33 protein-coding genes are annotated in these 21,552 nt (G+C 57.5%); 32 read left to right on the top strand and 1 reads right to left on the bottom strand.

Features of this window, described 5'->3' with window-relative positions:
* The 30 genes from rplV to LKE90_RS16555 all read left to right on the top strand — a co-directional run bounded on the left by rplV (position 1) and on the right by LKE90_RS16555 (position 17,495).
* Positions 1–408: a 50S ribosomal protein L22 gene (gene rplV / locus LKE90_RS11350; protein WP_077811584.1), complete on the top strand. Its 408-nt coding sequence runs from the start codon at positions 1–3 to the stop codon at positions 406–408.
* A 2-nt stretch (positions 409–410) separates the two neighbouring features.
* On the top strand, positions 411–1,088 hold the full coding sequence (gene rpsC / locus LKE90_RS11345) for a 30S ribosomal protein S3 (RefSeq protein ID WP_077811585.1): 678 nt from the start codon (positions 411–413) through the stop codon (positions 1,086–1,088).
* Between the two features lie 13 nt (positions 1,089–1,101).
* Positions 1,102–1,518 (top strand): 50S ribosomal protein L16, encoded by a 417-nt coding sequence (rplP, locus tag LKE90_RS11340; protein WP_010666048.1) that lies wholly within the window; start codon positions 1,102–1,104, stop codon positions 1,516–1,518.
* Position 1,519: 1 nt separating this feature from the next.
* Positions 1,520–1,753 (top strand): 50S ribosomal protein L29, encoded by a 234-nt coding sequence (rpmC, locus tag LKE90_RS11335; RefSeq protein WP_010666047.1) that lies wholly within the window; start codon positions 1,520–1,522, stop codon positions 1,751–1,753.
* Between the two features lie 11 nt (positions 1,754–1,764).
* Positions 1,765–2,037: a 30S ribosomal protein S17 gene (gene rpsQ, locus LKE90_RS11330; RefSeq protein WP_077811588.1), complete on the top strand. Its 273-nt coding sequence runs from the start codon at positions 1,765–1,767 to the stop codon at positions 2,035–2,037.
* A gap of 17 nt (positions 2,038–2,054) precedes the next feature.
* Positions 2,055–2,423 carry a 50S ribosomal protein L14 gene (gene rplN / locus LKE90_RS11325; protein WP_010666045.1) on the top strand — a complete coding sequence of 123 codons (369 nt, stop codon included), beginning with the start codon at positions 2,055–2,057 and terminating at the stop codon, positions 2,421–2,423.
* Complete coding sequence (gene rplX, locus LKE90_RS11320; RefSeq protein WP_291493441.1) at positions 2,423–2,743, top strand: 50S ribosomal protein L24; 321 nt, start codon at positions 2,423–2,425, stop codon at positions 2,741–2,743. The genes rplN and rplX overlap by 1 nt, the downstream gene beginning before the upstream one ends.
* A 10-nt stretch (positions 2,744–2,753) precedes the next feature.
* Positions 2,754–3,320, top strand: a complete 567-nt coding sequence (gene rplE, locus LKE90_RS11315) for a 50S ribosomal protein L5 (RefSeq protein ID WP_291493440.1) — start codon at positions 2,754–2,756, stop codon at positions 3,318–3,320.
* Positions 3,321–3,463: 143 nt separating this feature from the next.
* A complete protein-coding gene (rpsN, locus tag LKE90_RS11310) occupies positions 3,464–3,769 on the top strand; it encodes a 30S ribosomal protein S14 (protein ID WP_077811589.1) in 306 nt (101 codons plus the stop codon).
* Between the two features lie 9 nt (positions 3,770–3,778).
* Positions 3,779–4,177, top strand: a complete 399-nt coding sequence (gene rpsH, locus LKE90_RS11305) for a 30S ribosomal protein S8 (RefSeq protein WP_010666041.1) — start codon at positions 3,779–3,781, stop codon at positions 4,175–4,177.
* A gap of 10 nt (positions 4,178–4,187) precedes the next feature.
* Positions 4,188–4,721, top strand: coding sequence for a 50S ribosomal protein L6 (gene rplF, locus LKE90_RS11300; protein ID WP_077811590.1), 534 nt, complete (start codon positions 4,188–4,190; stop codon positions 4,719–4,721).
* Complete coding sequence (gene rplR / locus LKE90_RS11295) at positions 4,721–5,083, top strand: 50S ribosomal protein L18 (RefSeq protein WP_077811591.1); 363 nt, start codon at positions 4,721–4,723, stop codon at positions 5,081–5,083. Before rplF ends, rplR begins: the two co-directional genes overlap by 1 nt.
* A 13-nt stretch (positions 5,084–5,096) precedes the next feature.
* On the top strand, positions 5,097–5,675 hold the full coding sequence (gene rpsE / locus LKE90_RS11290; RefSeq protein ID WP_291493434.1) for a 30S ribosomal protein S5: 579 nt from the start codon (positions 5,097–5,099) through the stop codon (positions 5,673–5,675).
* Positions 5,668–5,853 (top strand): 50S ribosomal protein L30, encoded by a 186-nt coding sequence (gene rpmD / locus LKE90_RS11285; RefSeq protein WP_291493432.1) that lies wholly within the window; start codon positions 5,668–5,670, stop codon positions 5,851–5,853. The genes rpsE and rpmD overlap by 8 nt, the downstream gene beginning before the upstream one ends.
* Position 5,854: 1 nt before the next feature.
* Positions 5,855–6,346, top strand: a complete 492-nt coding sequence (gene rplO, locus LKE90_RS11280) for a 50S ribosomal protein L15 (protein WP_291493430.1) — start codon at positions 5,855–5,857, stop codon at positions 6,344–6,346.
* Between the two features lie 124 nt (positions 6,347–6,470).
* The gene (gene secY, locus LKE90_RS11275) at positions 6,471–7,832 is read left to right on the top strand and encodes a preprotein translocase subunit SecY (protein WP_291493429.1); all 1,362 of its coding nucleotides are present in this window, start codon (positions 6,471–6,473) and stop codon (positions 7,830–7,832) included.
* Complete coding sequence (locus LKE90_RS11270) at positions 7,829–8,497, top strand: adenylate kinase (protein WP_291493427.1); 669 nt, start codon at positions 7,829–7,831, stop codon at positions 8,495–8,497. Before secY ends, LKE90_RS11270 begins: the two co-directional genes overlap by 4 nt.
* Before the next feature lie 139 nt (positions 8,498–8,636).
* On the top strand, positions 8,637–9,014 hold the full coding sequence (rpsM, locus tag LKE90_RS11265) for a 30S ribosomal protein S13 (RefSeq protein WP_291493425.1): 378 nt from the start codon (positions 8,637–8,639) through the stop codon (positions 9,012–9,014).
* Between the two features lie 109 nt (positions 9,015–9,123).
* Positions 9,124–9,516, top strand: coding sequence for a 30S ribosomal protein S11 (gene rpsK, locus LKE90_RS11260; protein WP_010666031.1), 393 nt, complete (start codon positions 9,124–9,126; stop codon positions 9,514–9,516).
* 125 nt (positions 9,517–9,641) lie between these two features.
* Positions 9,642–10,661 carry a DNA-directed RNA polymerase subunit alpha gene (locus tag LKE90_RS11255; protein ID WP_173573636.1) on the top strand — a complete coding sequence of 340 codons (1,020 nt, stop codon included), beginning with the start codon at positions 9,642–9,644 and terminating at the stop codon, positions 10,659–10,661.
* A gap of 24 nt (positions 10,662–10,685) precedes the next feature.
* Positions 10,686–11,111, top strand: a complete 426-nt coding sequence (rplQ, locus tag LKE90_RS11250) for a 50S ribosomal protein L17 (RefSeq protein ID WP_291493422.1) — start codon at positions 10,686–10,688, stop codon at positions 11,109–11,111.
* Between the two features lie 331 nt (positions 11,112–11,442).
* Positions 11,443–12,432, top strand: a complete 990-nt coding sequence (locus LKE90_RS11245; protein WP_291493420.1) for an ABC transporter substrate-binding protein — start codon at positions 11,443–11,445, stop codon at positions 12,430–12,432.
* Positions 12,433–12,454: 22 nt separating this feature from the next.
* Positions 12,455–13,222: an ABC transporter permease gene (locus tag LKE90_RS11240; RefSeq protein WP_291493419.1), complete on the top strand. Its 768-nt coding sequence runs from the start codon at positions 12,455–12,457 to the stop codon at positions 13,220–13,222.
* Complete coding sequence (locus tag LKE90_RS11235) at positions 13,219–14,013, top strand: ABC transporter ATP-binding protein (RefSeq protein WP_291493417.1); 795 nt, start codon at positions 13,219–13,221, stop codon at positions 14,011–14,013. The genes LKE90_RS11240 and LKE90_RS11235 overlap by 4 nt, the downstream gene beginning before the upstream one ends.
* 69 nt (positions 14,014–14,082) lie before the next feature.
* Positions 14,083–14,310, top strand: coding sequence for a hypothetical protein (locus tag LKE90_RS11230; protein ID WP_291493415.1), 228 nt, complete (start codon positions 14,083–14,085; stop codon positions 14,308–14,310).
* 125 nt (positions 14,311–14,435) lie between these two features.
* Positions 14,436–14,612: a DUF1328 domain-containing protein gene (locus LKE90_RS11225; protein ID WP_291493413.1), complete on the top strand. Its 177-nt coding sequence runs from the start codon at positions 14,436–14,438 to the stop codon at positions 14,610–14,612.
* 263 nt (positions 14,613–14,875) lie between these two features.
* Positions 14,876–15,949: a quinone-dependent dihydroorotate dehydrogenase gene (locus LKE90_RS11220; protein ID WP_291493411.1), complete on the top strand. Its 1,074-nt coding sequence runs from the start codon at positions 14,876–14,878 to the stop codon at positions 15,947–15,949.
* Positions 15,946–16,836: a TIGR01459 family HAD-type hydrolase gene (locus LKE90_RS11215; protein WP_291493409.1), complete on the top strand. Its 891-nt coding sequence runs from the start codon at positions 15,946–15,948 to the stop codon at positions 16,834–16,836. The genes LKE90_RS11220 and LKE90_RS11215 overlap by 4 nt, the downstream gene beginning before the upstream one ends.
* Positions 16,837–17,014: 178 nt before the next feature.
* Complete coding sequence (locus LKE90_RS16560; RefSeq protein ID WP_407066093.1) at positions 17,015–17,257, top strand: hypothetical protein; 243 nt, start codon at positions 17,015–17,017, stop codon at positions 17,255–17,257.
* A gap of 88 nt (positions 17,258–17,345) precedes the next feature.
* Positions 17,346–17,495, top strand: coding sequence for a hypothetical protein (locus LKE90_RS16555; protein ID WP_407066092.1), 150 nt, complete (start codon positions 17,346–17,348; stop codon positions 17,493–17,495).
* Between the two features lie 200 nt (positions 17,496–17,695).
* On the opposite strand, the gene LKE90_RS11205 is transcribed toward LKE90_RS16555, so the two are convergent.
* On the bottom strand, positions 17,696–18,568 hold the full coding sequence (locus LKE90_RS11205) for an EamA family transporter (RefSeq protein ID WP_291493407.1): 873 nt from the start codon (positions 18,566–18,568) through the stop codon (positions 17,696–17,698).
* A 531-nt stretch (positions 18,569–19,099) separates the two neighbouring features.
* Between LKE90_RS11205 and LKE90_RS11200 the strand changes: the two genes are divergently transcribed.
* Complete coding sequence (locus LKE90_RS11200) at positions 19,100–20,527, top strand: gamma-aminobutyraldehyde dehydrogenase (RefSeq protein WP_291493546.1); 1,428 nt, start codon at positions 19,100–19,102, stop codon at positions 20,525–20,527.
* 5 nt (positions 20,528–20,532) lie between these two features.
* Positions 20,533–21,549 (top strand): ABC transporter ATP-binding protein, encoded by a 1,017-nt coding sequence (locus LKE90_RS11195; RefSeq protein ID WP_291493405.1) that lies wholly within the window; start codon positions 20,533–20,535, stop codon positions 21,547–21,549.
* The last annotated feature ends 3 nt before the right edge of the window (positions 21,550–21,552 follow it).

The raw sequence follows: 21,552 nt of genomic DNA, 5'->3' as shown, positions 1-21,552 counted from the left end.
ATGAGCAAATCCAAGCATCCTCGCGTTCTGGCTGAGAACGAAGCACAGGCAATCACGCGGAATATCCGCGTGAGCCCCCGCAAGCTTGGTCTTGTTGCCGGTCTGATCCGCAACAAGCCGGCTGCTCAGGCTGTGGCGACTCTCACGTTCTCCAAGCGTCGTATCGCTCAGGACGTGAAGAAGACACTCGAGAGCGCGATTGCGAACGCCGAGAACAATCATCAGCTGGACGTTGACCAGCTGTTTGTGAAGACAGCCGATGTGGGCAAGTCGATCGTGATGCGCCGCTTCCATGCGCGTGGCCGTGGTCGTTCCGCTCGCGTCGAGAAATTCTTCAGTCACCTGAAGATTGTCGTGGCCGAGCGTGCGCCCGAGCCTGAGGCAAAGACGGAAGAGAAGGCGGCCTGACGATGGGACATAAAGTCAATCCGATCGGGCTTCGGCTCGGTATCAACCGCACCTGGGACAGCCGCTGGTATGCGGATGGCGACTATTCCCGGCTGCTGCATGCGGATCTGAAACTGCGCGCTTTCCTGCGTCGCAAGCTGGCTGGCGCGGGTGTTTCCCGTGTCGTCATCGAGCGTCCGGCGAAGAAGCCGCGTGTGACGATCTATGCTGCACGTCCGGGTGTTGTCATCGGCAAGAAGGGTCAGGACATCGACGCGCTCCGCAAGGAGCTGACGAAGATGGCTGGCACGGAAGTCGCGCTGAACATTGTCGAAATCCGCAAGCCGGAAATCGATGCGACACTGGTGGCTGAGAACATTGCCCAGCAGCTGGAGCGTCGTGTGGCGTTCCGTCGCGCGATGAAGCGTGCAGTTCAGTCGGCCATGCGTCTCGGCGCACAGGGCATCCGGATCAACTGCTCCGGTCGTCTTGGTGGTGCTGAAATCGCCCGTATCGAGTGGTATCGTGAAGGCCGTGTGCCGCTGCACACGCTTCGCGCCGACATTGATTATGGAACTGCAACAGCGAAAACGACCTATGGCACCTGCGGTGTGAAGGTTTGGATCTTCAAAGGTGAGATCCTTGCCCAGGACCCGATGGCCCAGGATCGTCGCGCCGCTGAGCAGGCGCCGCAGCGCTGAGGGATAGAGAACAATGCTTTCTCCAAAGCGGACTAAATTCCGCAAGGCCCACAAGGGCCGCATTCATGGCTTGGCCAAGAGCGGCACGCAGCTGAATTTCGGCGCGTTCGGTCTCAAGGCTCTTGAGCCTGAGCGTATTACGGCGCGTCAGATCGAGGCGTCCCGTCGTGCGATCACCCGTGCGATGAAGCGTGCTGGTCGCGTGTGGATTCGTATCTTTCCGGATCTTCCGGTCTCGACAAAGCCTGCCGAAGTGCGTATGGGCTCCGGCAAGGGATCTCCGGAATACTGGGTGGCCCGTGTTAGACCGGGTCGTATCCTGTTCGAGATCGAGGGGGTTCCACCAGAAGTGGCGCGTGAAGCGCTCGCTCTTGGTGCTGCGAAACTTCCGATCAAGACGAAGTTCGTGACCCGAATCGGAGAGGCATAAGATGAGCAAGGCACTAAAGCCGGCTGATCTGCGTGTGAAGTCCGTTGATGAGTTGCAGGCGCTTCTTCTCGATCTGAAGCGCGAGCAGTTCAATCTTCGGTTCCAGCAGGCCACCGGTCAGAATGAAGGGGCAAGCCGCGTGCGCGTTGTGCGCCGCGATATTGCCCGTATCAAGACGATCGTAGCTCAGGCTGCGAAGAAGACTGCCGCGGCTGGTGCTGCGGCCAATTCCTGAGGGAGCGGCTAATGCCTAAGCGCATTCTCAGCGGGCGTGTGACCAGCGACAAGATGGACAAGACGATTACCGTTCTTGTCGATCGTCGTATCATGCACCCGCTTTATAAGAAGTTCATTCGTCGCTCTAAGAAGTATGCGGCGCATGATGAACTTAACGTATGCAAGATTGGAGACGCGGTTCGCATCGAAGAATGCACGCCGATTTCCAAGCGCAAGACCTGGACGGTCATTTCACGCAACGGCGAAGTCGTTGGTGGTGTTGCGTCCGGGAATGCTGCGTAACAGGGGTATATAGGTAAATGATCCATCCCGAGACCAACCTCGAGGTCGCCGATAATTCAGGCGCACGTCAGGTGCAGTGCATCAAGGTGCTGGGCGGTTCCAAGCGGAAGTCTGCCTCGGTCGGCGACGTGATCGTCGTTTCCGTCAAGGAAGCGATTCCCCGTGGCAAGGTGAAGAAGGGTGACGTCCATCAGGCCGTCATCGTTCGGACGTCCTACCCGGTGCGTCGTGCAGACGGCAGTGCGATTCGCTTCGACCGCAACGCGGCTGTGCTGATCAACAAGCAGCAGGAGCCGATTGGTACGCGTATCTTTGGCCCGGTTGTCCGTGAACTGCGTGCGCGCAAGTTCATGAAGATCATCTCGCTGGCGCCGGAGGTGCTGTAATGGCTGCTCGTATCAAAAAGGGTGACACCGTCGTTGTGACGACAGGGTCTTCCAAGGGCGTCCGCGGTGAAGTTCTCTCGGTTCTGCCGGTTGAGAACAAGGCCGTTGTCCGTGGCGTTGCGGTTGCGAAGCGCCACAAGCGCGCAACACGCATGGGTGAGGAAGGTGGTATCATCGAGCGCGAGGCTCCGGTGAACCTTTCCAACCTTGCGCTGATCGATCCGAAGAGCGGCAAGCCGACGAAAGTCGGTTTCCGTATTCTTGATGATGGTCGCAAGGTTCGCGTCGCCAAGGCGACCGGCGAAGTGATCGAAGGCTGAGGAGGGACTGATGGCTACCGAAAATACGCGCGTCGTCCCTCGCCTCAAGGCACGATATGAAGCTGAGCTGGCTGGCAAGCTGCGTGAGCAGTTCGGCTACAAGAATGTGATGCAGGTTCCCCGCCTTGAGAAGATCGTTCTCAACATGGGCGTGGGCGAAGCCGCTGGCGATCAGAAGAAGCTTGACGCTGCTCTGAACGAGATGATGCTGATCGCTGGTCAGCGTCCGGTCAAGACAGTGGCGAAGAAGGCCATCGCTGGCTTCAAGATTCGTGAAGGTCTTCCCATCGGCTGCAAGGTGACCCTGCGTCGTGCTCGGATGTATGAGTTTCTTGATCGTCTCGTGACGATTGCGATGCCTCGCATCCGTGACTTCCGTGGTCTGCCGGCTAACAAGGGCTTTGACGGACGCGGCAACTTTGCTCTGGGGCTGAAAGAACAGCTGATCTTCCCGGAGATCGAATACGACAAGGTTGACCAAGTCCGTGGCATGGACATCATCTTCGTGACAACAGCGAAGACAGATGCCGAGGCAAAGGCGCTCTTGAAAGCTTTTGATCTTCCCTTTATGGGGTGAGCCAATACGGCTTGATCGTTTCCTGCGGCTGTAGACAGTCGTGGGGTGTTTTAGCCTGATGCCGGATTTTTCTGGCGTCAGGTATATGTAGGTTTTGGAAAACCGCTGGAATGGTCCGGCAGGTTCCGGAGGGTAAATCAGGCATGGCCAAGATTTCCGCCGTCAATCGTAACGCTAAGCGCGCCTATATGGCTCAGCGCGATAAAGCGAAACGTCTGGCGCTTAAAAATATCGTGATGGATCGCACCCTTCCCATGGAAGATCGCTTTGAGGCTTCCCTCAAGCTTTCAGAGCTTCCCCGGAATGGTTCCCGCGTTCGCGTGCGTCTGCGCTGCAAGCTGACAGGCCGTTCGCGCGGTAATTACCGTAAGTTTGAGCTGTGCCGTATTGCGCTGCGTGACCTGGCTTCGAGTGGCCAGATCCCGGGCGTGGTCAAGGCAAGCTGGTAAGGGGCGGCAATGTCACTTTCTGATCCCTTGGGTGATATGCTCACCCGTATCCGTAACGCACAGCGTGCCCGTCATGCCGCGTGTGTTGCTCCGGCGTCACGGCTGCGTGCCAGTGTGCTTGAAGCTCTGAAGCGTGAAGGCTACATCCGTGGCTTTGCAGTTGAGGAAATCCGTAAGGGTATTTCCCAGATTCGCATCGAGCTGAAATATTCGGAAGGCGAGCCGGTGATCAAGGAGATTCACCGCGTGTCGCGTCCCGGACGCCGCGTCTATTCCAAGATCAAGGAACTGCCGCGCGTCTATGCTGGCCTTGGTGTGTCGATCCTTTCGACTCCCCGTGGTGTTCTCTCCGATGCAGAGGCTCGCGCCGCCAATGTTGGCGGCGAAGTTCTCTGCCGCGTATTCTGAGGAGGGATAGATGTCACGCGTAGGCAAATATCCCGTTGAGGTTCCTGCCGGAGTAACTGTCAGCATCAATGCTGGCATTCTGACGGCTAAAGGCAAACTCGGCGAGCTTAAGCTTCCGTTGTCTCCCCTGGTGGAGACGACGGTCGACGAGGGTAAGGTTGCGGTCAAGCCTCTTGGTTCTCTGGCCCAGGCCCGGATGATGTGGGGCACGACGCGTTCGCTCGTCGCCTCCATGGTCAAGGGTGTTTCCGAAGGCTATTCGAAAACACTGGAGATTACAGGAACGGGTTTCCGTGCTGCTGTGCAGGGATCCAATCTTGTCATGAACCTCGGCTACTCTCATGACGTCGTGTATCCGATTCCTGAGGGGATCAAAATCACGACGCCGCGTCCGACAGCCGTGGTCGTTGAAGGCATTGACAAGCAGCGTGTCGGTCAGGTTGCGCTCGATATCCGCAATTTTCGCAAGCCGGAGCCCTACAAGGGCAAGGGCGTGCGTTATGACACCGAGACCATTCGTCGCAAGGAAGGCAAGAAGAAGTAATGAGCACTCAGCAGGAATTGCGGGAGCGTCGGCGCAAGCGCCTTCGGTTCCAGCTCCGCCGCAAGGCCGGCGGGCGTCCGCGCCTGTCGGTGTTCCGTTCAGGCAAGAACATCTATGCCCAGGTGATCGACGATGCCGCCGGCCTTACGCTGGCTTCGGCATCTTCTCTGGACAAAGAGTTCCGTACGGGTGGAGTAACTGGAGCAAACCGGGATGCCGCATCGGCAATCGGCAAGCTTGTTGCCCAGCGCGCGGTTGCAGCCGGTGTGACGCAGGTCGTGTTCGATCGCGGCTCCTATATCTATCATGGGCGCATCAAGGCGCTCGCGGAGGCTGCCCGCGAGGGCGGTCTCTCGTTCTGAGGAGGGGCGCGTAATGGCACGTGAACCGAGAGAAGGCGGTCGTGGTCGCGACCGCGAGCAGCGTCAGGATCGCGAAGGCGATGATCTGATCGACAAGCTCGTGACGATCAATCGTGTTGCGAAAGTGGTCAAGGGCGGTCGTCGCTTCGCTTTCGCGGCGCTGGTTGTCGTGGGTGATCAGAAAGGTCGCGTCGGATATGGAGCGGGCAAGGCTCGTGAAGTTCCCGAGGCGATCCGTAAGGCTACTGAAAAGGCGAAGCGCGGGATGATCCGCGTTCCCATGAAGGAAGGCCGTACGCTGCATCATGACGTCGCTGGTCACTTCGGCGCTGGTAAGGTTGTTCTTCGTTCGGCGGAAGCCGGAACGGGAATTATCGCAGGTGGTCCGATGCGCGCCGTGTTCGAGAGCCTTGGCATCAACGACGTTGTCGCCAAGTCGCTTGGAACGCGTAACCCGCATAACATGGTGAAGGCGACGTTCGCGGCGCTGGAGCGTTGTGCGAGCCCGCGTGCGGTTGCCAATCGTCGTGGCAAGAAGGTCTCTGACATTCTTGGCAAGCGCGAGCAGGTTGCGGAGGGCGCAGATGTCTGAAGCTAAAACTGTTCGTATCACGCAGGTTGCGTCCGGTAACGGACGCAAGCCGGGACAGCAGGCGACGTTGGTCGGTCTTGGTCTTAACAAGATCGGTCGCACACGCGAGTTGCAGGATACTCCGTCGATCCGGGGTATGCTGAACAAGGTAGCCCACCTGGTGAAGGTGGAGGATTGAAATGAAACTTCATGAACTCCGCGATAACGAGGGTTCTCGTTATCGCAAAAAGCGCCTTGGACGTGGTATCGGCTCTGGTAAGGGCAAGACCTCGGGTAAGGGCGTAAAAGGTCAGAAGGCTCGTGAGGGTGTCTCCCTGAATGGCTTCGAGGGTGGTCAGCTTCCGCTGTATCGTCGTATGCCGAAGCGGGGATTCAAGAATATCTTCCGCAAGGTCTATGCTCCGGTGAACCTCGGTACACTTGAGAAGGCCATTGTTGACGGTAAGCTTGAAGCCGGATCGGTGATCAATGAGGAAGCTCTTCGCAAGGCTGGTCTGGTTGGTACGGGCAAGTATGCCGGTATCCGCCTGCTTGCTGACGGTGAGATTTCCCGGGCCGTGACGGTTGAGGTTTCTGGTGCTTCCGCATCGGCGATCGCAGCTGTCGAGAAGGCTGGCGGATCTGTGAAGACGCTTGTCGCAGCTCGGAAAGAAGCCACCCCGGCTTCCTGACATGATTGGGAAGACAGGATCATTTCTGTCTTTCTGTTATGTAGGTTTGATTTGCAGGCGTTGGTGTCTGCCACGACAGCGCCCCGCTTTGCGGTGGCGCTGTTTTTTGTGAAAGGACAGGCGTATGGCCTCGGCGGCTGAGCAACTCGCGGCCAATTTCAATCTGGGCTCCTTCGCCAAAGCGACGGAACTCAAGAAGCGGATCTGGTTCACGCTGGGAGCGCTGATCGTTTATCGTCTGGGCACCTATATCCCTGTCCCGGGCATTGACGCGAAGGTGATGGGGCAGCTTCTGGCCCAGCATCAGGGTGGTATTCTGGGCATGTTCGACATGTTCACAGGCGGCGCTCTTGGGCGCATGACCGTGTTCGCCCTGAATATCATGCCCTACATCTCGGCCTCGATCATCATTCAGTTGATGTCGACCGCCATTCCCTCGATGGAAGCTCTCAAGAAAGAGGGCGAGCATGGACGGAAGAAACTCAATCAGTATACCCGTTACCTGACGGTCGCGATCGCGTTCTTTCAGGCCTATGGCATTGCTGTCGGTCTTGAGCGGATGAGTTCCTCAGCCGGATCGGCCGTGGTCAGTCCAGGACTGTTCTTTCTTGTCTCCTGCGTCTTTACGCTGGTTGGCGGAACGATGTTCCTGATGTGGCTCGGCGAGCAGATCACGTCACGGGGCGTAGGGAACGGAATCTCGCTGATCATTTTCGCGGGTATCGTTGCCAACCTGCCGCATGCTCTGGCGACACTTTTCCAGCTTGGATATACCGGCGCTCTCTCGCCGTTCTTTGTGCTGATCTTTCTGGCGCTGGCGGCGCTCACGATCGTCTTCATCGTGTTCATGGAGCAGGCGCAGCGGCGTGTCGTGATCCAGTATCCCAAGCGTCAGATGGGCAACCGTGTTTTCGGTGGCGAATCGACGCATATGCCGCTGAAGGTGAATACAGCCGGAGTGATCCCGCCGATCTTCGCCTCTTCGGTGCTTCTGATCCCCGTGACAATCGCGGGTTTCATGAACGGAAAAGGGATGCCGGGCTGGCTGTCGTTTCTGGGGCAGTCTCTCGGACAGGGGCAGCCGCTCTACATGCTATTCTATGCTCTTATGATCGTCTTCTTCTCGTATTTTTATGCGGCGGTAACGTTCAATCCGGAAGAGACGGCTGATAATCTGCGCAAACAGAGCGGGTTTATCCCGGGAATTCGTCCGGGCGCCTCAACAGCAGCCTATTTCGACGGGATTCTGACGCGGCTTACGACAATCGGCGCGCTTTATCTTGTCGCAGTCTGCCTGCTGCCCCAGATCCTGATCAGCCGCTATAATGTGCCCTTCTATTTTGGTGGTACAAGCCTGATCATCATCGTATCGGTGACAATCGATACGGTTACCCAGATTCAGTCTCATCTGGTGGCGCACCAGTATCAGGGGCTGATCCAACGCAATCGAAAGAACAGCTCCAATCGGAGGATCGTCCGCAAATGAACATTATTTTTCTTGGCCCGCCGGGCGCGGGAAAAGGGACCCAGTCCAAGCGGCTTGAGGCGCGTTATGGAATTGCCCAGATTTCGACGGGCGATATGCTTCGGGCCGAAGTAAAGGCTGGTTCCGATATCGGGCGTGAAGCGAAATCGCTGATGGATGCCGGAAAGCTTGTCCCGGACGCCATCATCGTGAGCATGCTGGAATCCCGCATCCAGCAGCAGGACTGCGCCAAGGGCTTCATTCTGGACGGTTTTCCGCGGACGGTGGCGCAGGCTGAGGCTCTGGACGTTGTGCTTGCACGCATCTCCCGCAAGATTGACGTCGTTCTGATGCTGGAAGTGGATGAGCACGCTCTGGCTGATCGTATCGCCGGACGCTTCTCCTGCGCCAAATGTGGCGCGAGCTACAATGATGTGTCCAAGCCTACAAAAGTGGCGGACACATGCGATCTCTGCGGCTCACATGAGTTCATACGACGGGCGGATGACAACCGCGAGACGGTGACATCCCGTCTGACCGCCTATCGGAACGAGACGCTGCCTCTCCTGCCTTACTATGAGGAAAAGGTGATGGTTGCGTTCATTGATGGCATGGCGCCTATCGATGAGGTGAGCAAGCAGATCGACTCAACGATGACTGAAGTCGAGAAGCTCACGCAAAAGTGATCTATCTGGATTGACTCTTCATACCTGCCCGGTCTATTGCGCGCGCTCTGGACCGCATGGTCGCCTGGCGATCAAAAGGGCGGCAAACTAATTCGAATCAACGCCGGACGCGCAGTCGGGCGGACTAGGAGTGTGTGGCGTGGCGCGTATTGCCGGCGTTAATATCCCAACGAACAAACGTGTTGTGATCGGACTGCAGTATATTTACGGCATCGGTCAGACAAAGGCGCAGGAAATCTGCAAGAACCTTGGCTTGCCTGACGCGAAGCGCGTCAACGAGCTGAGCGACGATGAAATCATGAAGATTCGTGAGACCATCGACAACGACTACCGCGTCGAGGGTGACCTCCGTCGTGAAGTTGCGATGAACATCAAGCGTCTCATGGATCTCGGTTGCTACCGTGGCCTTCGCCATCGTCGTGGCCTGCCTGTGCATGGACAGCGGACGCATACCAATGCGCGCACCCGTAAGGGTAAGGCTGTTGCCATCGCCGGCAAGAAGAAAGTAGCGCGTTAATCAGTACGCCTGCGGGCGTATCAGACAATTCAGGTATCTGTCGGTTTTGTGCCGATAGTTGCCGGGCGGGCTTAATCCGCCCTTACAGTGAAAAGGCAAGGCGACAGACATGGCGAAGGCCGCTGCACCGCGTATCCGCAAGAAAGAACGCAAGAACATTATCTCGGGCGTGGCGCATGTGCTCTCCACGTTCAACAACACGATGATCACGATTTCCGACGCCCAGGGAAATGCCATTGCATGGTCTTCCGCTGGTGCGCAGGGTTTCAAGGGTTCGCGTAAGTCCACACCGTATGCGGCTCAGGTTGCTGCAGAAGACGCAGGCCGCAAGGCTCGCGAACACGGCATGGAAACGCTGGACATCGAAGTGTCGGGTCCGGGTTCGGGACGTGAGAGCGCTCTGCGTGCTCTTCAGGCTGTCGGTTTCCAGATCGCATCGATTCGCGATCTGACGCCGGTGCCGCACAACGGCTGCCGCCCGCGCAAGCGTCGTCGCGTCTGATTGAGGTTCCTGTTCCGGAAGGTGGATCACCATTTTCCTGGGCAGGGTCTTTACTGAAGTTGCCCCGGCTTTCGGTCGGGGTTTCCGCCGTCTTGTTGCGGCCCCCTTATTGAAAGGCCGAGACCTTGGTGCTCCAGAAAAACTGGCAATCCCTGATCAAGCCGGAGAAGCTGGAAGTCGAACCCGGCTCCGTCCCGTCTCGCGTGGCGACGATCGTTGCCGAACCGCTGGAACGCGGCTTTGGTATGACGCTCGGGAATGCTCTCCGTCGCGTTCTTCTTTCTTCCCTTCAGGGCGCGGCGATCACCGCGATCCAGATTGACGGCGTTCTGCATGAATTCTCGGCCGTGCCGGGCGTGCGTGAAGACGTGACCGACATCGTCCTGAACATCAAGCAGCTCGCTCTCAGTATGCATGGTGAGGGCCCGAAGCGCATGGTGCTGACGGCGACCGGACCGGGCGAAGTCAAGGCTGGTCAGATCCAGACAGGCCACGGCATCGAGATCATGAATCCGGATCTGGTGATCTGCACCCTCGATGAGGGTGAGAAGCTGGGTATGGAATTCACCGTGAACATCGGCAAAGGCTATGTTCCGGCTGCGGCGAACCGTCCGGAAGACGCACCGATCGGGCTTATCCCCATCGACGCGATCTACTCGCCGGTAAAGCGCGTGTCCTACAAGGTTGAGCCGACCCGCGTGGGTCAGGTGACCGACTATGACCGCCTGCTGCTGACGGTTGAGACGAATGGCGCGGTGACGCCTGAGGATGCTGTCGCTCTGGCGGCGCGTATTCTTCAGGACCAGTTGCAGCTCTTCATCAACTTTGATGAGCCGCGCCCTGTCGTCACGACGGAGCCGCAGGATGACCTGCCGTTCAACCGCAACCTGCTGCGCAAGGTTGATGAGCTTGAGCTGTCGGTGCGTTCGGCGAACTGCCTGAAGAACGACAACATCATCTATATCGGCGATCTGGTTCAGAAGACCGAGCAGGAAATGCTCCGTACACCGAACTTTGGTCGTAAATCACTGAACGAGATCAAGGAAGTCCTCACCACCATGGGACTTTCACTTGGCATGAATGTTCCGGCGTGGCCGCCGGAGAATATTGAGGATCTGGCGAAGCGGCTCGACGAGCCCTTCTGATCCGCGACAACAGGAGACTTAACAATGCGTCATGGTGTTGCCGGTCGGAAGCTCGGCGTTACCTCCACCCATCGTGCAGCGATGTTCCGCAACATGGCAGTTGCGCTCATCAAGCACGAACAGATCACAACGACCCTGCCGAAGGCGAAAGAACTTCGCCCGGTTGTCGAGAAGCTGATCACGCTCGGCAAGCGTGGTGATCTGCATGCTCGTCGTCAGGCTTATGCCCAGCTGCGTGATGACACGATTGTCAGCAAGCTGTTCTCGGCTGTGGCTGATCGCTACAAGGCCCGCACGGGTGGTTACACCCGCGTTCTGAAGGCTGGCATCCGTTATGGCGATGCGGCTGACATGGCTGTGATCGAGCTGGTTGATCGTGATGTGAATGCGAAGGGGCAGGACAGCGGTCCGCGTCCGGTTGCTCACGAAGAAGCTGATCTGGCTGCCTGAGCCATCTCAGTCTGGAAAACCGGTCCTTGGGGCCGGTTTTTTTTTGCCTGAATGACGGGCTGAGAGCTGTGCGGGGAGCTTGTCGTGATCCCCACGGCTGGTCGTTTCCAATGCCAGTTTCGCGCGTTGCGTTTCAAACGCCAACACTATAATACAAAATAAAATAGTGATAATTTAAAATAACGATATTTCATGTTTATATTGTTGTTGAGCGCTCGCCGGAGTGCTAGCTTTGCAAATCTTGATATGATGCACTTGCCGACAGGGGATGTTTATGGCGTTTCGGAATCAATTCAGAAGGCTGGCAACCGCTGCGTTCGCGGCTGCCGGCATGACACTTGCCGTTGCTCAGGCAGCGACCGCCGCCCCGGTTCGCGTTGGTTATATTCCTGTTCTCGGATCTTCGGCACTGTTTGTCGTGGATGGAGAGGGATGGGCGAAGTCGGCCGGACTGGATCTGGAACTGGTCAGGTTTACTTCCGGTCCTCAGGCCATACAGGCGCTCGTTGCAGGGCGTATTGACGCTTATGTCGCCGGTGTCCTGCCGCTGTTACAGGTCAAATCACGCGGCGTGGATGTCAAGGTTGTCGCCAGCGGGGCCATTGAGGAACTGTCGGTGATCTCACGCGGCAAGCTCGCCGACGGGCTTGATGCCGGAAAACCCGGCGGTCTGACAAAAGAGCAGCTTACGGCGCGTATCGCGGACTTCACGAAAGCGGCTGGCCGTAAACCCAAGATCGCGGCGCAGCCGACGGGCTCCGTGCCGGATACGGTGCTGCGATATTGGCTGAAGGCGCAGGAAGGGCAGGATCTTTCCAGCGTTGATATCGTCGGGATTGATATTGATGCGGCGCAGCAGGCGTTTCTGGCGCAGGCGGTTGATGCCGCAATCCTGCGTGAGCCTGCTCTGACCATTATCAAGGCCCGCGTTCCGGAAGCCCGTATTCTGGCGACAGGTCATGATCTGCTGCCGGGGCAGCCTGGATCGGTTCTGGCTGTGGTCAGCCCGAATTCAGCGGAGCACGCCGTCTGGTCAGGCAAGCTCACGTCGCTGTTCGTCAAGGGGACAAACCTGATTGCAGCACACCCGGAAGAGGCGGCGCCTTTTGTGGCGAAAGCTCTGGGAGGTGGCCTGATGAAGCCTGCCGTGATCGAGCAGGCTCTGAAAAATTCAGCCGCGCAGTTCGTGTCCGACCCTGAAAAAATCATTCCCGGTGTGAAGGCGCTTCAGGATTTTGAGGTGCAGCAGGGTGTTCTGCGCTCGGCGGTACCGGTAGATGATCTGTTCGATTTGAAGATGTGGCGTCAGCCTGCGCCGTAAGCGCGGGATTAGAGGGTTTGGGATGAATGGTTTGCGTATACGCGCCGGAGGCCGGGCAGGTCTTGGCGCCGTGGGTCTGCTGCTGCTGCTGGCAATCTGGCAGGCGTCAGTGCAGTTTCATCTCGTTCCCCCCGGTCTGCTTCCTGCTCCAACCGAACTGTGGGCGGCTTTTGTTGCAGAAGTATCAGGTGGTTTCTGGACACAGGCCATCAGGGACAGTCTTGTTCACTATGTCGCCGGGTTGCTTATCGGTTCTGTTCTGGGCGCTGGCGCGGGACTTGTCTGTGCTTCCCTGCCGCTCGTTGATGCGCTGACAGGCGGTATCGTGAGGTTGCTGCGCCCGATACCGGGACTGGCCTGGGTGCCGTTCGCCATTCTCTGGTTCGGCCTGAATAATGTGGGCGCGACTTTCGTCATCGCTGTTTCGGTTTTCTGGATCAATTTCTACGCCGCCTATGGGGCCGTGAAATCGGTGGATCAGGAACTGTATGAAGTGGCCGCCGCTTTCGGACATCGTGGTTTTCTCGCGCGGCTTCGTTTTGTGACGTTGCCTGCCGCCATGCCGGGCCTGCTGGCTGGTCTCCGCACGGGACTCGGGCAGGGATGGATGTCGGTTGTGGCGGCGGAGCTGTTTGGCGTGCCGGGAGTGGGGGCGCGCATGATGCAGGCTTCCAGTCTTCTCGCGACGGATATTGTGGTTGTCTATATGATTACGATGGCCGGTCTCTACGCCCTGACGGATTTTCTGTTTGGTCTGGTGCGTGATCGGTTGCTGAGGTGGCAGGGATGAGTGACATGACATCTCTGGTGCGTGTGCAGGATGCTGGTCTTTCTCACGATGGCGGGAAGAGTTTCATTTTCCGCCATGTCGATCTTGAGATCGAGGCGGGGCAGTTCGTTGCGGTTCTCGGGCCGTCCGGTGTGGGAAAATCGACTCTTCTGCGTGTGATCATGGGGTTGATCCCGCCGACGGAAGGCGCGACGGTGCTGTCGACCGCGCGCGAACAGCAGACCGGGAACCGACGCTCCGCGCTGGTGTTTCAGGATGCGCGGCTGATGCCTTGGCGGACTGTGCGGGACAATGTTGAGCTTGGTCTGGAAGGGCTGGGTCTCAGTCGGGGCGAGCGCCATGAGCGAGCGCAACGGGCGCTGGAGCTGGTTGGGCTTTCTGGCGAGGCAGCCCGCTGGCCGCGCCAGCTTTCCGGGGGGCAGCGACAGCGCGTGGGCGTTGCGCGGGCGCTGACGGTCAATCCTGATCTGCTACTCATGGATGAGCCTTTTGGGGCGCTGGACGCGATCACGAGAAAGAGTCTTCAGACGGAACTGCTGGCGATCTGGCAGAAAACAGGAAAAACCGTGCTGTTTGTGACCCATGACATTGACGAGGCACTGTTGCTGGCGGACCGTATCATTGTGCTGGCGGGGAAACCGGCATCGGTGAGAGGGGATCTCAGGGTGGGGCAGCGTCCGCGTGACCCGTCTTCCCCGGCGCTGCGGGCTCTGGCCGGTCGCCTGAGGAGTCTGATCGCGGGTGAGGAAGATCCGGGTGATACACCTTACTGGCAGGCGGCGGAGATATAACCCGACACGTGACCCGGCGAGGAACTGGAAGCAGGGTGCGTATCCTGAAGTCTGGAAGAGGAGAAGGCTATGGCTGGCGGACAGTTGGATGAGAGCGACTATACTCTGGAAAGTGGTATAGATCGTCTACAGGATATGGGATCTGACAGCGCCGGTGCGACAGGTCCGCGCCTGAACGATCTTCTTGAAGATGGCTGTGACGTATTACGCGATGTGACCGTCGATACGCCCCGGCTGGCTGTGGGCGCCGCCCTGCTGCTTGGGGGTGTGCTGGGGGCGTGGCTGGCGCGTCGGTAAGGCTATCGGGGGGTGTAATCACCGGTTTCTGAAAAGTTTTTCCCCTCAGGTTCAGTTTTTCATGCAACCGGTTCGTGCAGCAACTGTTTACGGTGGGAATACATTCTCACCATAGGAGAAGAGACGTGCTGAGGCTGGCTCTGTTTTTTCTGATTGTTTCGGTTATCGCGGGCCTGTTCGGGTTTGGAGGCATCTCCAGCGCCGCTGCGGGCATGGCGAAAATCCTGTTCTTTATCGCTGTGATCGCCTGCGTGGTGCTTTTTGCGCTGGTGCTGATAGGCGTGGGGGCGGTTTCCAAATAAGCTGCGCGAAAGCCGCGTCAGGCAAATACGAAAACGGAAACATCGAAAGGTGTTTCCGTTTTTTTTTTTGCCTTGTGGGGTCTGTCTTTCCTGCAAAGGGATGCTGTCAGCTTGATCCTGGCACGGTAAAACGAACACAGGGTTCCGGTTGTCGCGAGCGTGGACGGCTGGGTGTGTAATACGGACAGCAGAGCGCCGGATGGAGGCCAGCCTTCATCGGGTTGCTCTTTTCAGACGGTCGCTGATCAGGCAGCATCCGCGCCATGAAAGACCTGACTGATATCCTGATTTCTCCCATGCTTCCGCTCGTCAGGAAGCTCGACCCTGAGCAGGCCCACACGCTTGCCATCGATGCCCTGTCGCTTGGCGTCGGCGTTCCGGCCAGACGCCTGAAGGATGACCCGGCGCTGGCTGTGCGCACACTGGGCATGCGGTTTCCCAACCCTGTCGGCATGGCGGCCGGTTTCGACAAGAATGGCCGTGTCATCCGTCCTCTGGCGCGGATTGGTTTCGGGTTTGTCGAGGCCGGAACTGTGACGCCGCGTCCGCAGGCAGGCAACCCGAAACCGCGTCTGTTCCGGCTGGATGAAGACCGTGCGGTCATCAATCGCATGGGCTTCAACAATGACGGGATCGACCGGTTTGCCGTGCGTCTGGCAAAATTGCAGCGCGGCAAGGGATATCATCCCGGTGTGCCGGTCGGCGCCAATCTCGGCATCAACAAGGTCGGCGCTGACCCTGAAAAGGATTACCCGGACCTGATCCGGCGGGTGAAGCATTATGCTGATTATATCGTGCTGAACCTGTCTTCTCCCAATACGCCGGGACTGCGCTCGCTTCAGGGAGCGGAGCGTCTGGTGGGGCTGCTGGCCGCGATCTCCGCCGCGCATGAGGAGCGGCCGCCTTTGCTGATCAAGCTGGCGCCTGACCTCGCCGAGGAGGAAATCGGACCGATCGTGGAGGCTGCCGTTGCGGGTGGGGCGGATGGTCTGATCATCAGCAACACGACACTGGCTCGTCCGGCGACGCTTCGTAGCCGTTTTGCCGGAGAGGCAGGTGGGCTTTCTGGGCGTCCCCTCCGGGAACGTGCGCTGGCCATGCTGCGGGATGTGGCGCGTCTTGTTGACGGGCGTCTGGCGTTGATCGGTTGTGGCGGGATCGAATCCGGTGCGGACGTGGTGGACCGTATCCGTGCCGGGGCTGATCTGGTGCAGGTCTATTCCGCCTTTGCGTATGAGGGTCCGGCTCTTGTGGGTCGCCTCAAGCGTGAAGTGCTGTCCATCCTGCGGGAGCAGGGTGTTGAATCGATTGGTGATCTGAAGGGAGCCGACCTGTGAGTCAGCGGAAGATTGAGGCGCTTCAGGGCATTGCCCCGCTGCTGGATCGATATGATGGTTTTATCGTCGATCTCTGGGGGACCGTGCATAACGGAGTGCGGCCGTTTCCGGGTGTGATCGACTGCCTCCGCGCGCTGAAAAAGCAGGGCAAGCGAATTGTGCTGCTGTCCAATGCGCCGCGACCGGCTGCGATCATTCGCGGCCAGTTGACGGCGATGGGAGTGGATGGCGCGCTGTATGATGGAATCATCACCAGCGGCGAAGTGACCTGGCGCGTTCTTGCCGGATGCACTGACCCGTCCGTGGCGCAGGCATGGCCGTGGGTGAAAACCCTTGGCAAGCGGGTGTTTCATATTGGTGGTCAGCATGACCTGTCGATGTTCGAAGGGCTGGGGGTGGAGCTTGTCAGCAACCCGGCGGATGCGACATTCGTGTTGAATACGGGACCGGACGAGCGTCGGGGGCAGACGGAGCTGGAGCCCTATCTGGAGATCCTTTCGGCCTGTGCCGTGCGCGATCTGCCGATGATCTGCGCCAACCCGGACATGGAAGTAATGCGAGATGGCGTGCGGCTGATCTGTGCCGGTCTTCTGGCGCGCGCCTATGAGCAGAAAGGTGGCGTTGTCCAGTGGATCGGCAAGCCTTTTGCTCCTGTTTATGAGCCCGTTTTCGAACTGTTGGGAGATATTCCGAAGGATCGCATTCTGGCGGCGGGCGATGCGCTGGCGACCGATATTCGTGGGGCTGCGAACGTAGGCGTGGATGCGCTGTGGGTACTCGCGGGCATCCATGGGGAAGGGCTGGCGGATGATCCTGTACTGGCGCAGGAGGAGGCGGACGGAGCCGGTCTGGCTCCTGTCGCGAGTGTGCCAGCCTTTGTCCTGTAGTAAAGAAGGACGCTGATCAGGACGACTGTTCTTGAGACAGTCACCTGTAGAAGCACGGCTCGTTCTGGGCCGTGCTTTTTTTTGTTTCGTGTAATGAGGGGAGCTATAGCGCGAAATACAATCTCCAGATTCTGCAGGGCTCTGGGGGATATTGTTCTCGGAAGTCTTGGGACGCAGTGTGCTGTTCACGACAGCCGCCTCGCCGTTGCATGTTTTTCCGCCTCTGTTCAACCGTTATGATGAAGGGATGCGGTTTCAGACGCATGTCGATAATGCGATCCATCCCTTGCCGGGAACGGGTTTTTGGATATGGGCGGATGTTTCCTCCACGCTGTCTCTCGGTAATCCGGAGGAGTATGACGGTGGAGAGCTTGTGATTGAAGATACATACGGCAGTCAAGGTAAAATTTCCAGCGGGTGATCTGATGCTGTATCCGGCCACAAGCCTGCATTCAGTGGCTCCCGTTACGCGTGGCAGTCGTTGGTCTTCATTTTTCTGGACGCAGTCAATGGTGAAAGATAATGGAAAAACAACACTGCTTTATAATTTTGACCAATTCATCATTGAGGTGCGGAGGGATCCGCCCGATGACTATCCCGCTGTTCTTGGATTGACGGCGATCTATCATAACCTTGTTCGGGAGTGGGCGGAGTTGTGAATGGGAAGGCATATTCCGTTTGTCTGTGACTGCACAAAAACTCCAGTTAATAAAAATGGTTTTCCGTATCACGGATAGGCTGGGCTGTGAGATGTTCTGTCATGGATAGCAGACAGATGGTCATGCCTTGCGTCAGGGGCGCAGCAATGAATCGGTCAGCGTGAGTAAACCATCTTCTGACCGCTGAATGCTCAGATCGATCAAATGGTTTTTCTTCGACTCATGACCGTTGTGCCAAGGGATGCCGTCACGATGGCGGCGATGCCAAGCCAGTCAGGAAGAGGCAGATGCTCGCCGAGCAGGAGCATGCCCATGATGGCGCCGACAGCGGGTTCGCCACTGGTCAGCACGCTGAAGGTTTTTGTCGGCAGGCGGCGGAGCGCGTACATCTCCAGCGAGTAGGGGAGCGCGCTTGAGAGAACAGCCAGCGCCAGAGCATTCCAGATGACGTGGGGATGCAGCAACTGACTTCCGAACTGGGTGATGCCGAAAGGAAGGATTGTCAGGGTGCCGACCATCATCCCCAGAGTAGGCGCGTGAGTTCCGAAAGCGGCTCCTGCTCTCTTGCCCGCCAGAATATAGATCGCCCAGCATACGCCTGCGCCGAGCGCAAAAATCATGCCTGTCGGATCGACGGGATGCGGGTCATGCCGTAACGGCAGCAGAAGAAACAGACCGATGACAGCCAGTCCGGTCCATAGAAAATCGCTTTTGTTGCGGGAGAAGGAAACGGCAAGAACCAGTGGTCCCATGAATTCCACAGCGAGGGCGATGCCGAGAGGAATGCGTGAAATGGCCGTATAAAATGCCAGATTCATGATCCCGAGGGACATTCCGTAAGGAAGAATCGCGGGCAGGGTGCGGAGGGGTATCCTGATCCGCCAGATACGCATGATGACGGAGAGAATGATTGAGGCGAGGCCAAGCCGCAGGACCGTCGTAGCGGAAGATCCGATCAGCGGAAACAGGGTTCTGGCGAAGGAGACGCCGGTTGTGATGGAGATCATGGCGAGCACGACCGCAGCGGGAGGCAGCAGTTCAGTCTGTGTCTGGCGGGAGAGAGGAGAGCGCATGATCAGTATCTTGCCGTGATGATGAACAGTGAGGCTATTGCAATAATGGATGGGAGCGGAAAAGCCATGAGGGTAATAAATTTCATCGCAACTTTATGATTCTCCTCCCTTCTTCGCGGAGATGCAGGTGAGGCTGTTCCTGCCGTCGAGCATGGTTGTCGTATAGTGCAATGCACTGTCTTGTGTATCTGCTGCGGTGGAGGAAGCGGCTGTGTGTCAGGGAACTGCTATGCTGCATGCTGTCGAAGGTATCGTGAAAAAAGTGATGGAAGAACGGTGCCAGCGGGATATTGCCGATAAAATGGATTGATCAAGGATTCCTGATGGCGGTTTTATCGAAAAAAGAGAAAAATACTATAGGAAATAAAATGATAATGAATAAATAATCGTTTTATATCAAAATATTAAGTTAATATCGGTTTTCCCGATGTTGTTTATGGGCATTATCTATTGGTTTGGTATCGTAACGTATGCCACGGTTTGGACATCAGATGGATTGCCAGTGATCTGCTGACGTAAAGGGTGTACATGGTGCTGACCAGAATGCTGATTGGCGCGGTCTTTGTCGAAGGTGCAGGAGAGAAGGAAACACTCTTTGCGCCGATGACGGGCGAGGTCATCATGGAACTGGCGAGCGCATCGACGGAACAGGTTGATGCAGCCGTGCTGGCGGCTGCTGAAGCCTTTCCGGTCTGGTCCATGACGACACCGGCCGAACGTTCCATGCGCCTGCTCAGGGTGGCGGACGCCATTGAGCGGGACGCGGAAATGTTGGCAGAGCTGGAAGCCAGAAATACAGGCAAGCCTCGTCATCTGATCGTGAGTGATGAAATTCCGGCCATTGTCGACTGCTTCCGTTTTTTCGCGGCGGCGGCAAGAAACCTGAGCGGTCCTATCGCGGGAGAGTATCTGGCGGGGCACACATCCATGTTGCGACGCGCCCCGGTGGGTGTGGTGGCCTGTATCGCCCCCTGGAACTATCCCCTGCTGCTGGCGACATGGAAGCTGGCTCCGGCGCTCGCCGCCGGTAATAGCTGTGTCATCAAGCCTTCCGAGAACACGCCTTTTACAATCCTGCATCTTGGAACAATTTTTGCAGAGATAATGCCCGCTGGCGTGGTCAATATCGTTCTGGGAAGAGGTAATTCTGTCGGGCAGCAGCTTCTGGATCATCCGGATGTCGCCATGGTCTCGCTCACCGGAGACATTGCGACAGGAAGGAAGGTCATTGCCGCCGCGGCCCGTTCCGTGAAACGCACGCATCTGGAACTGGGCGGGAAGGCTCCTGTCATTGTCTATGATGATGCCGACATCGATGCTGTCGTGCAGGGTGTCCGCACCTTTGGATATTATAATGCGGGACAGGACTGCACGGCTGCATGCAGGGTTTATGCGGACGAGAAGGTCTATGACCGTCTGGTTGCCGATCTTACCGCATCGGTCGAAAAAATTTCTTTTGGAAACTCAGATGATACAAGAAACGAGATTCCACCTCTGATTTCCGTGCGGCAGCGTTCCCGTGTGGCGGCTTTTGTTGAACGTGCCGCGGATTTACCTCATGTCGAGATCACGACGGGCGGAAGCATGGTTGAAGGTCGTGGGTATTTTTACAAACCCACCGTAATCGCCGGCGCGCTTCCGGGAGATGAGATTGTCGAACGAGAGGTCTTCGGTCCGGTTGTCTCCGTGACACGCTGCCGTGACATGGATGCCGTCATCGAAAATGTGAACGGGTCCGCCTATGGACTGGCTTCTTCCGTCTGGACCGGAAATATCAGTCGCGGCATGGAAGCTGCATCACGCCTTCGGTACGGATGCACATGGGTCAACACACATTTCATGCTGATCAATGAAATGCCGCATGGGGGATTCCGGAACTCCGGTTACGGCAAGGACATGAGTCTCGGATCCATCGAGGACTACACGGTATCGCGGCATGTCATGGTAAAATGGAACTGACAATAATGACGGATGAGCCTTCCCTGCATATGCCAGCAGTCAGTCTGACGGCCCTGACGAAATCCTACGGGCACGGCAGGCCGGTCCTGAAAGGCATCGATCTGGCCATCCGGCGTGGCGAGTTCTTTACCATGCTTGGTCCGTCAGGTTCCGGAAAGACCACCACCCTGCGTCTGATCGGCGGATTTGAGTTGCCGGACTCCGGAGAGGTTTTTCTCGGCGGCAACAAGGTTACAGGCCTTCCTCCGTACAGGCGTGATGTCAACACGATGTTTCAGGACTATGCGTTGTTTCCGCATATGAGTCTTCTGGACAATGTCGCCTACGGCATGAAGATCAGGGGGGTGGCGAAGGCCGAACGATCAGAGCGGGCCACAAAGGCGCTGGCCATGGTGCATCTGGAAGCGGTCGGGGATCGTCGTCCTTCCCAGCTTTCGGGTGGACAAAGGCAGCGTGTGGCGCTGGCGCGGGCATTGGTGAATGAACCCTCCCTGATCCTGCTTGATGAGCCGCTGGGCGCTCTGGATTTGAAATTGCGTCGCGAGATGCAGGTGGAACTGAAGAGAATTCAGAAACAGACGGGAATAACCTTTGTTTACGTCACGCATGATCAGGAGGAGGCGCTGAGCATGAGTGATCGTATCGCGGTGTTTTCGGAAGGTGTGATTGAACAGATCGGTACGCCGGAAGAGCTGTATGAACGGCCCGCGAGCAGTTTTGTGGCCCGTTTTATCGGATCATCCAATATCCTGAGTGAAGAGGGGGGCGAGATTCTGCTGAGACCAGAAGATATAAGGCTGGAGCCGCAGGATTACGTTCTGACAGACCATGAAGCTGGTTTGTCCGGTCTTGTTCATGAAATTTCCTATCTCGGTCCAGTCACACGCTGTCGTGTGACTGCGACTGACGGTGACATGGGTGTCACCGCCATGGTGCCGTCCCGTCAGGCGCGTGGGTTGAGTGAGAATATGGCCGTCCGGGCTGTATGGTCGAAAGAGTCTGCCTACCCTCTTTCATCGTAAGGA

Source organism: Acetobacter sp., from assembly GCF_022483985.1.
Taxonomy (GTDB): domain Bacteria; phylum Pseudomonadota; class Alphaproteobacteria; order Acetobacterales; family Acetobacteraceae; genus Acetobacter.
This window is presented reverse-complemented; position numbering and strand designations above follow the sequence as displayed.

Coding starts and splice junctions, on each gene's coding strand:
- rplR (WP_077811591.1), top strand. CDS start 4,721: ATGAGCACTCAGCAGGAATTGCGGGAGCGTCGGCGCAAGCGCCTTCGG.
- rplE (WP_291493440.1), top strand. CDS start 2,754: ATGGCTACCGAAAATACGCGCGTCGTCCCTCGCCTCAAGGCACGATAT.
- rplQ (WP_291493422.1), top strand. CDS start 10,686: ATGCGTCATGGTGTTGCCGGTCGGAAGCTCGGCGTTACCTCCACCCAT.
- rpsQ (WP_077811588.1), top strand. CDS start 1,765: ATGCCTAAGCGCATTCTCAGCGGGCGTGTGACCAGCGACAAGATGGAC.
- rpsN (WP_077811589.1), top strand. CDS start 3,464: ATGGCCAAGATTTCCGCCGTCAATCGTAACGCTAAGCGCGCCTATATG.
- rplN (WP_010666045.1), top strand. CDS start 2,055: ATGATCCATCCCGAGACCAACCTCGAGGTCGCCGATAATTCAGGCGCA.
- rplV (WP_077811584.1), top strand. CDS start 1: ATGAGCAAATCCAAGCATCCTCGCGTTCTGGCTGAGAACGAAGCACAG.
- rpmD (WP_291493432.1), top strand. CDS start 5,668: ATGTCTGAAGCTAAAACTGTTCGTATCACGCAGGTTGCGTCCGGTAAC.
- LKE90_RS11235 (WP_291493417.1), top strand. CDS start 13,219: ATGAGTGACATGACATCTCTGGTGCGTGTGCAGGATGCTGGTCTTTCT.
- LKE90_RS11270 (WP_291493427.1), top strand. CDS start 7,829: ATGAACATTATTTTTCTTGGCCCGCCGGGCGCGGGAAAAGGGACCCAG.
- rpsH (WP_010666041.1), top strand. CDS start 3,779: ATGTCACTTTCTGATCCCTTGGGTGATATGCTCACCCGTATCCGTAAC.
- rplO (WP_291493430.1), top strand. CDS start 5,855: ATGAAACTTCATGAACTCCGCGATAACGAGGGTTCTCGTTATCGCAAA.
- LKE90_RS11240 (WP_291493419.1), top strand. CDS start 12,455: ATGAATGGTTTGCGTATACGCGCCGGAGGCCGGGCAGGTCTTGGCGCC.
- LKE90_RS16555 (WP_407066092.1), top strand. CDS start 17,346: ATGGTGAAAGATAATGGAAAAACAACACTGCTTTATAATTTTGACCAA.
- LKE90_RS11230 (WP_291493415.1), top strand. CDS start 14,083: ATGGCTGGCGGACAGTTGGATGAGAGCGACTATACTCTGGAAAGTGGT.
- rplP (WP_010666048.1), top strand. CDS start 1,102: ATGCTTTCTCCAAAGCGGACTAAATTCCGCAAGGCCCACAAGGGCCGC.
- LKE90_RS11205 (WP_291493407.1), bottom strand. CDS start 18,568: ATGCGCTCTCCTCTCTCCCGCCAGACACAGACTGAACTGCTGCCTCCC.
- rpsE (WP_291493434.1), top strand. CDS start 5,097: ATGGCACGTGAACCGAGAGAAGGCGGTCGTGGTCGCGACCGCGAGCAG.
- rplF (WP_077811590.1), top strand. CDS start 4,188: ATGTCACGCGTAGGCAAATATCCCGTTGAGGTTCCTGCCGGAGTAACT.
- rpmC (WP_010666047.1), top strand. CDS start 1,520: ATGAGCAAGGCACTAAAGCCGGCTGATCTGCGTGTGAAGTCCGTTGAT.
- LKE90_RS11220 (WP_291493411.1), top strand. CDS start 14,876: ATGAAAGACCTGACTGATATCCTGATTTCTCCCATGCTTCCGCTCGTC.
- rplX (WP_291493441.1), top strand. CDS start 2,423: ATGGCTGCTCGTATCAAAAAGGGTGACACCGTCGTTGTGACGACAGGG.
- LKE90_RS11195 (WP_291493405.1), top strand. CDS start 20,533: ATGACGGATGAGCCTTCCCTGCATATGCCAGCAGTCAGTCTGACGGCC.
- secY (WP_291493429.1), top strand. CDS start 6,471: ATGGCCTCGGCGGCTGAGCAACTCGCGGCCAATTTCAATCTGGGCTCC.
- rpsC (WP_077811585.1), top strand. CDS start 411: ATGGGACATAAAGTCAATCCGATCGGGCTTCGGCTCGGTATCAACCGC.
- LKE90_RS11245 (WP_291493420.1), top strand. CDS start 11,443: ATGACACTTGCCGTTGCTCAGGCAGCGACCGCCGCCCCGGTTCGCGTT.
- rpsK (WP_010666031.1), top strand. CDS start 9,124: ATGGCGAAGGCCGCTGCACCGCGTATCCGCAAGAAAGAACGCAAGAAC.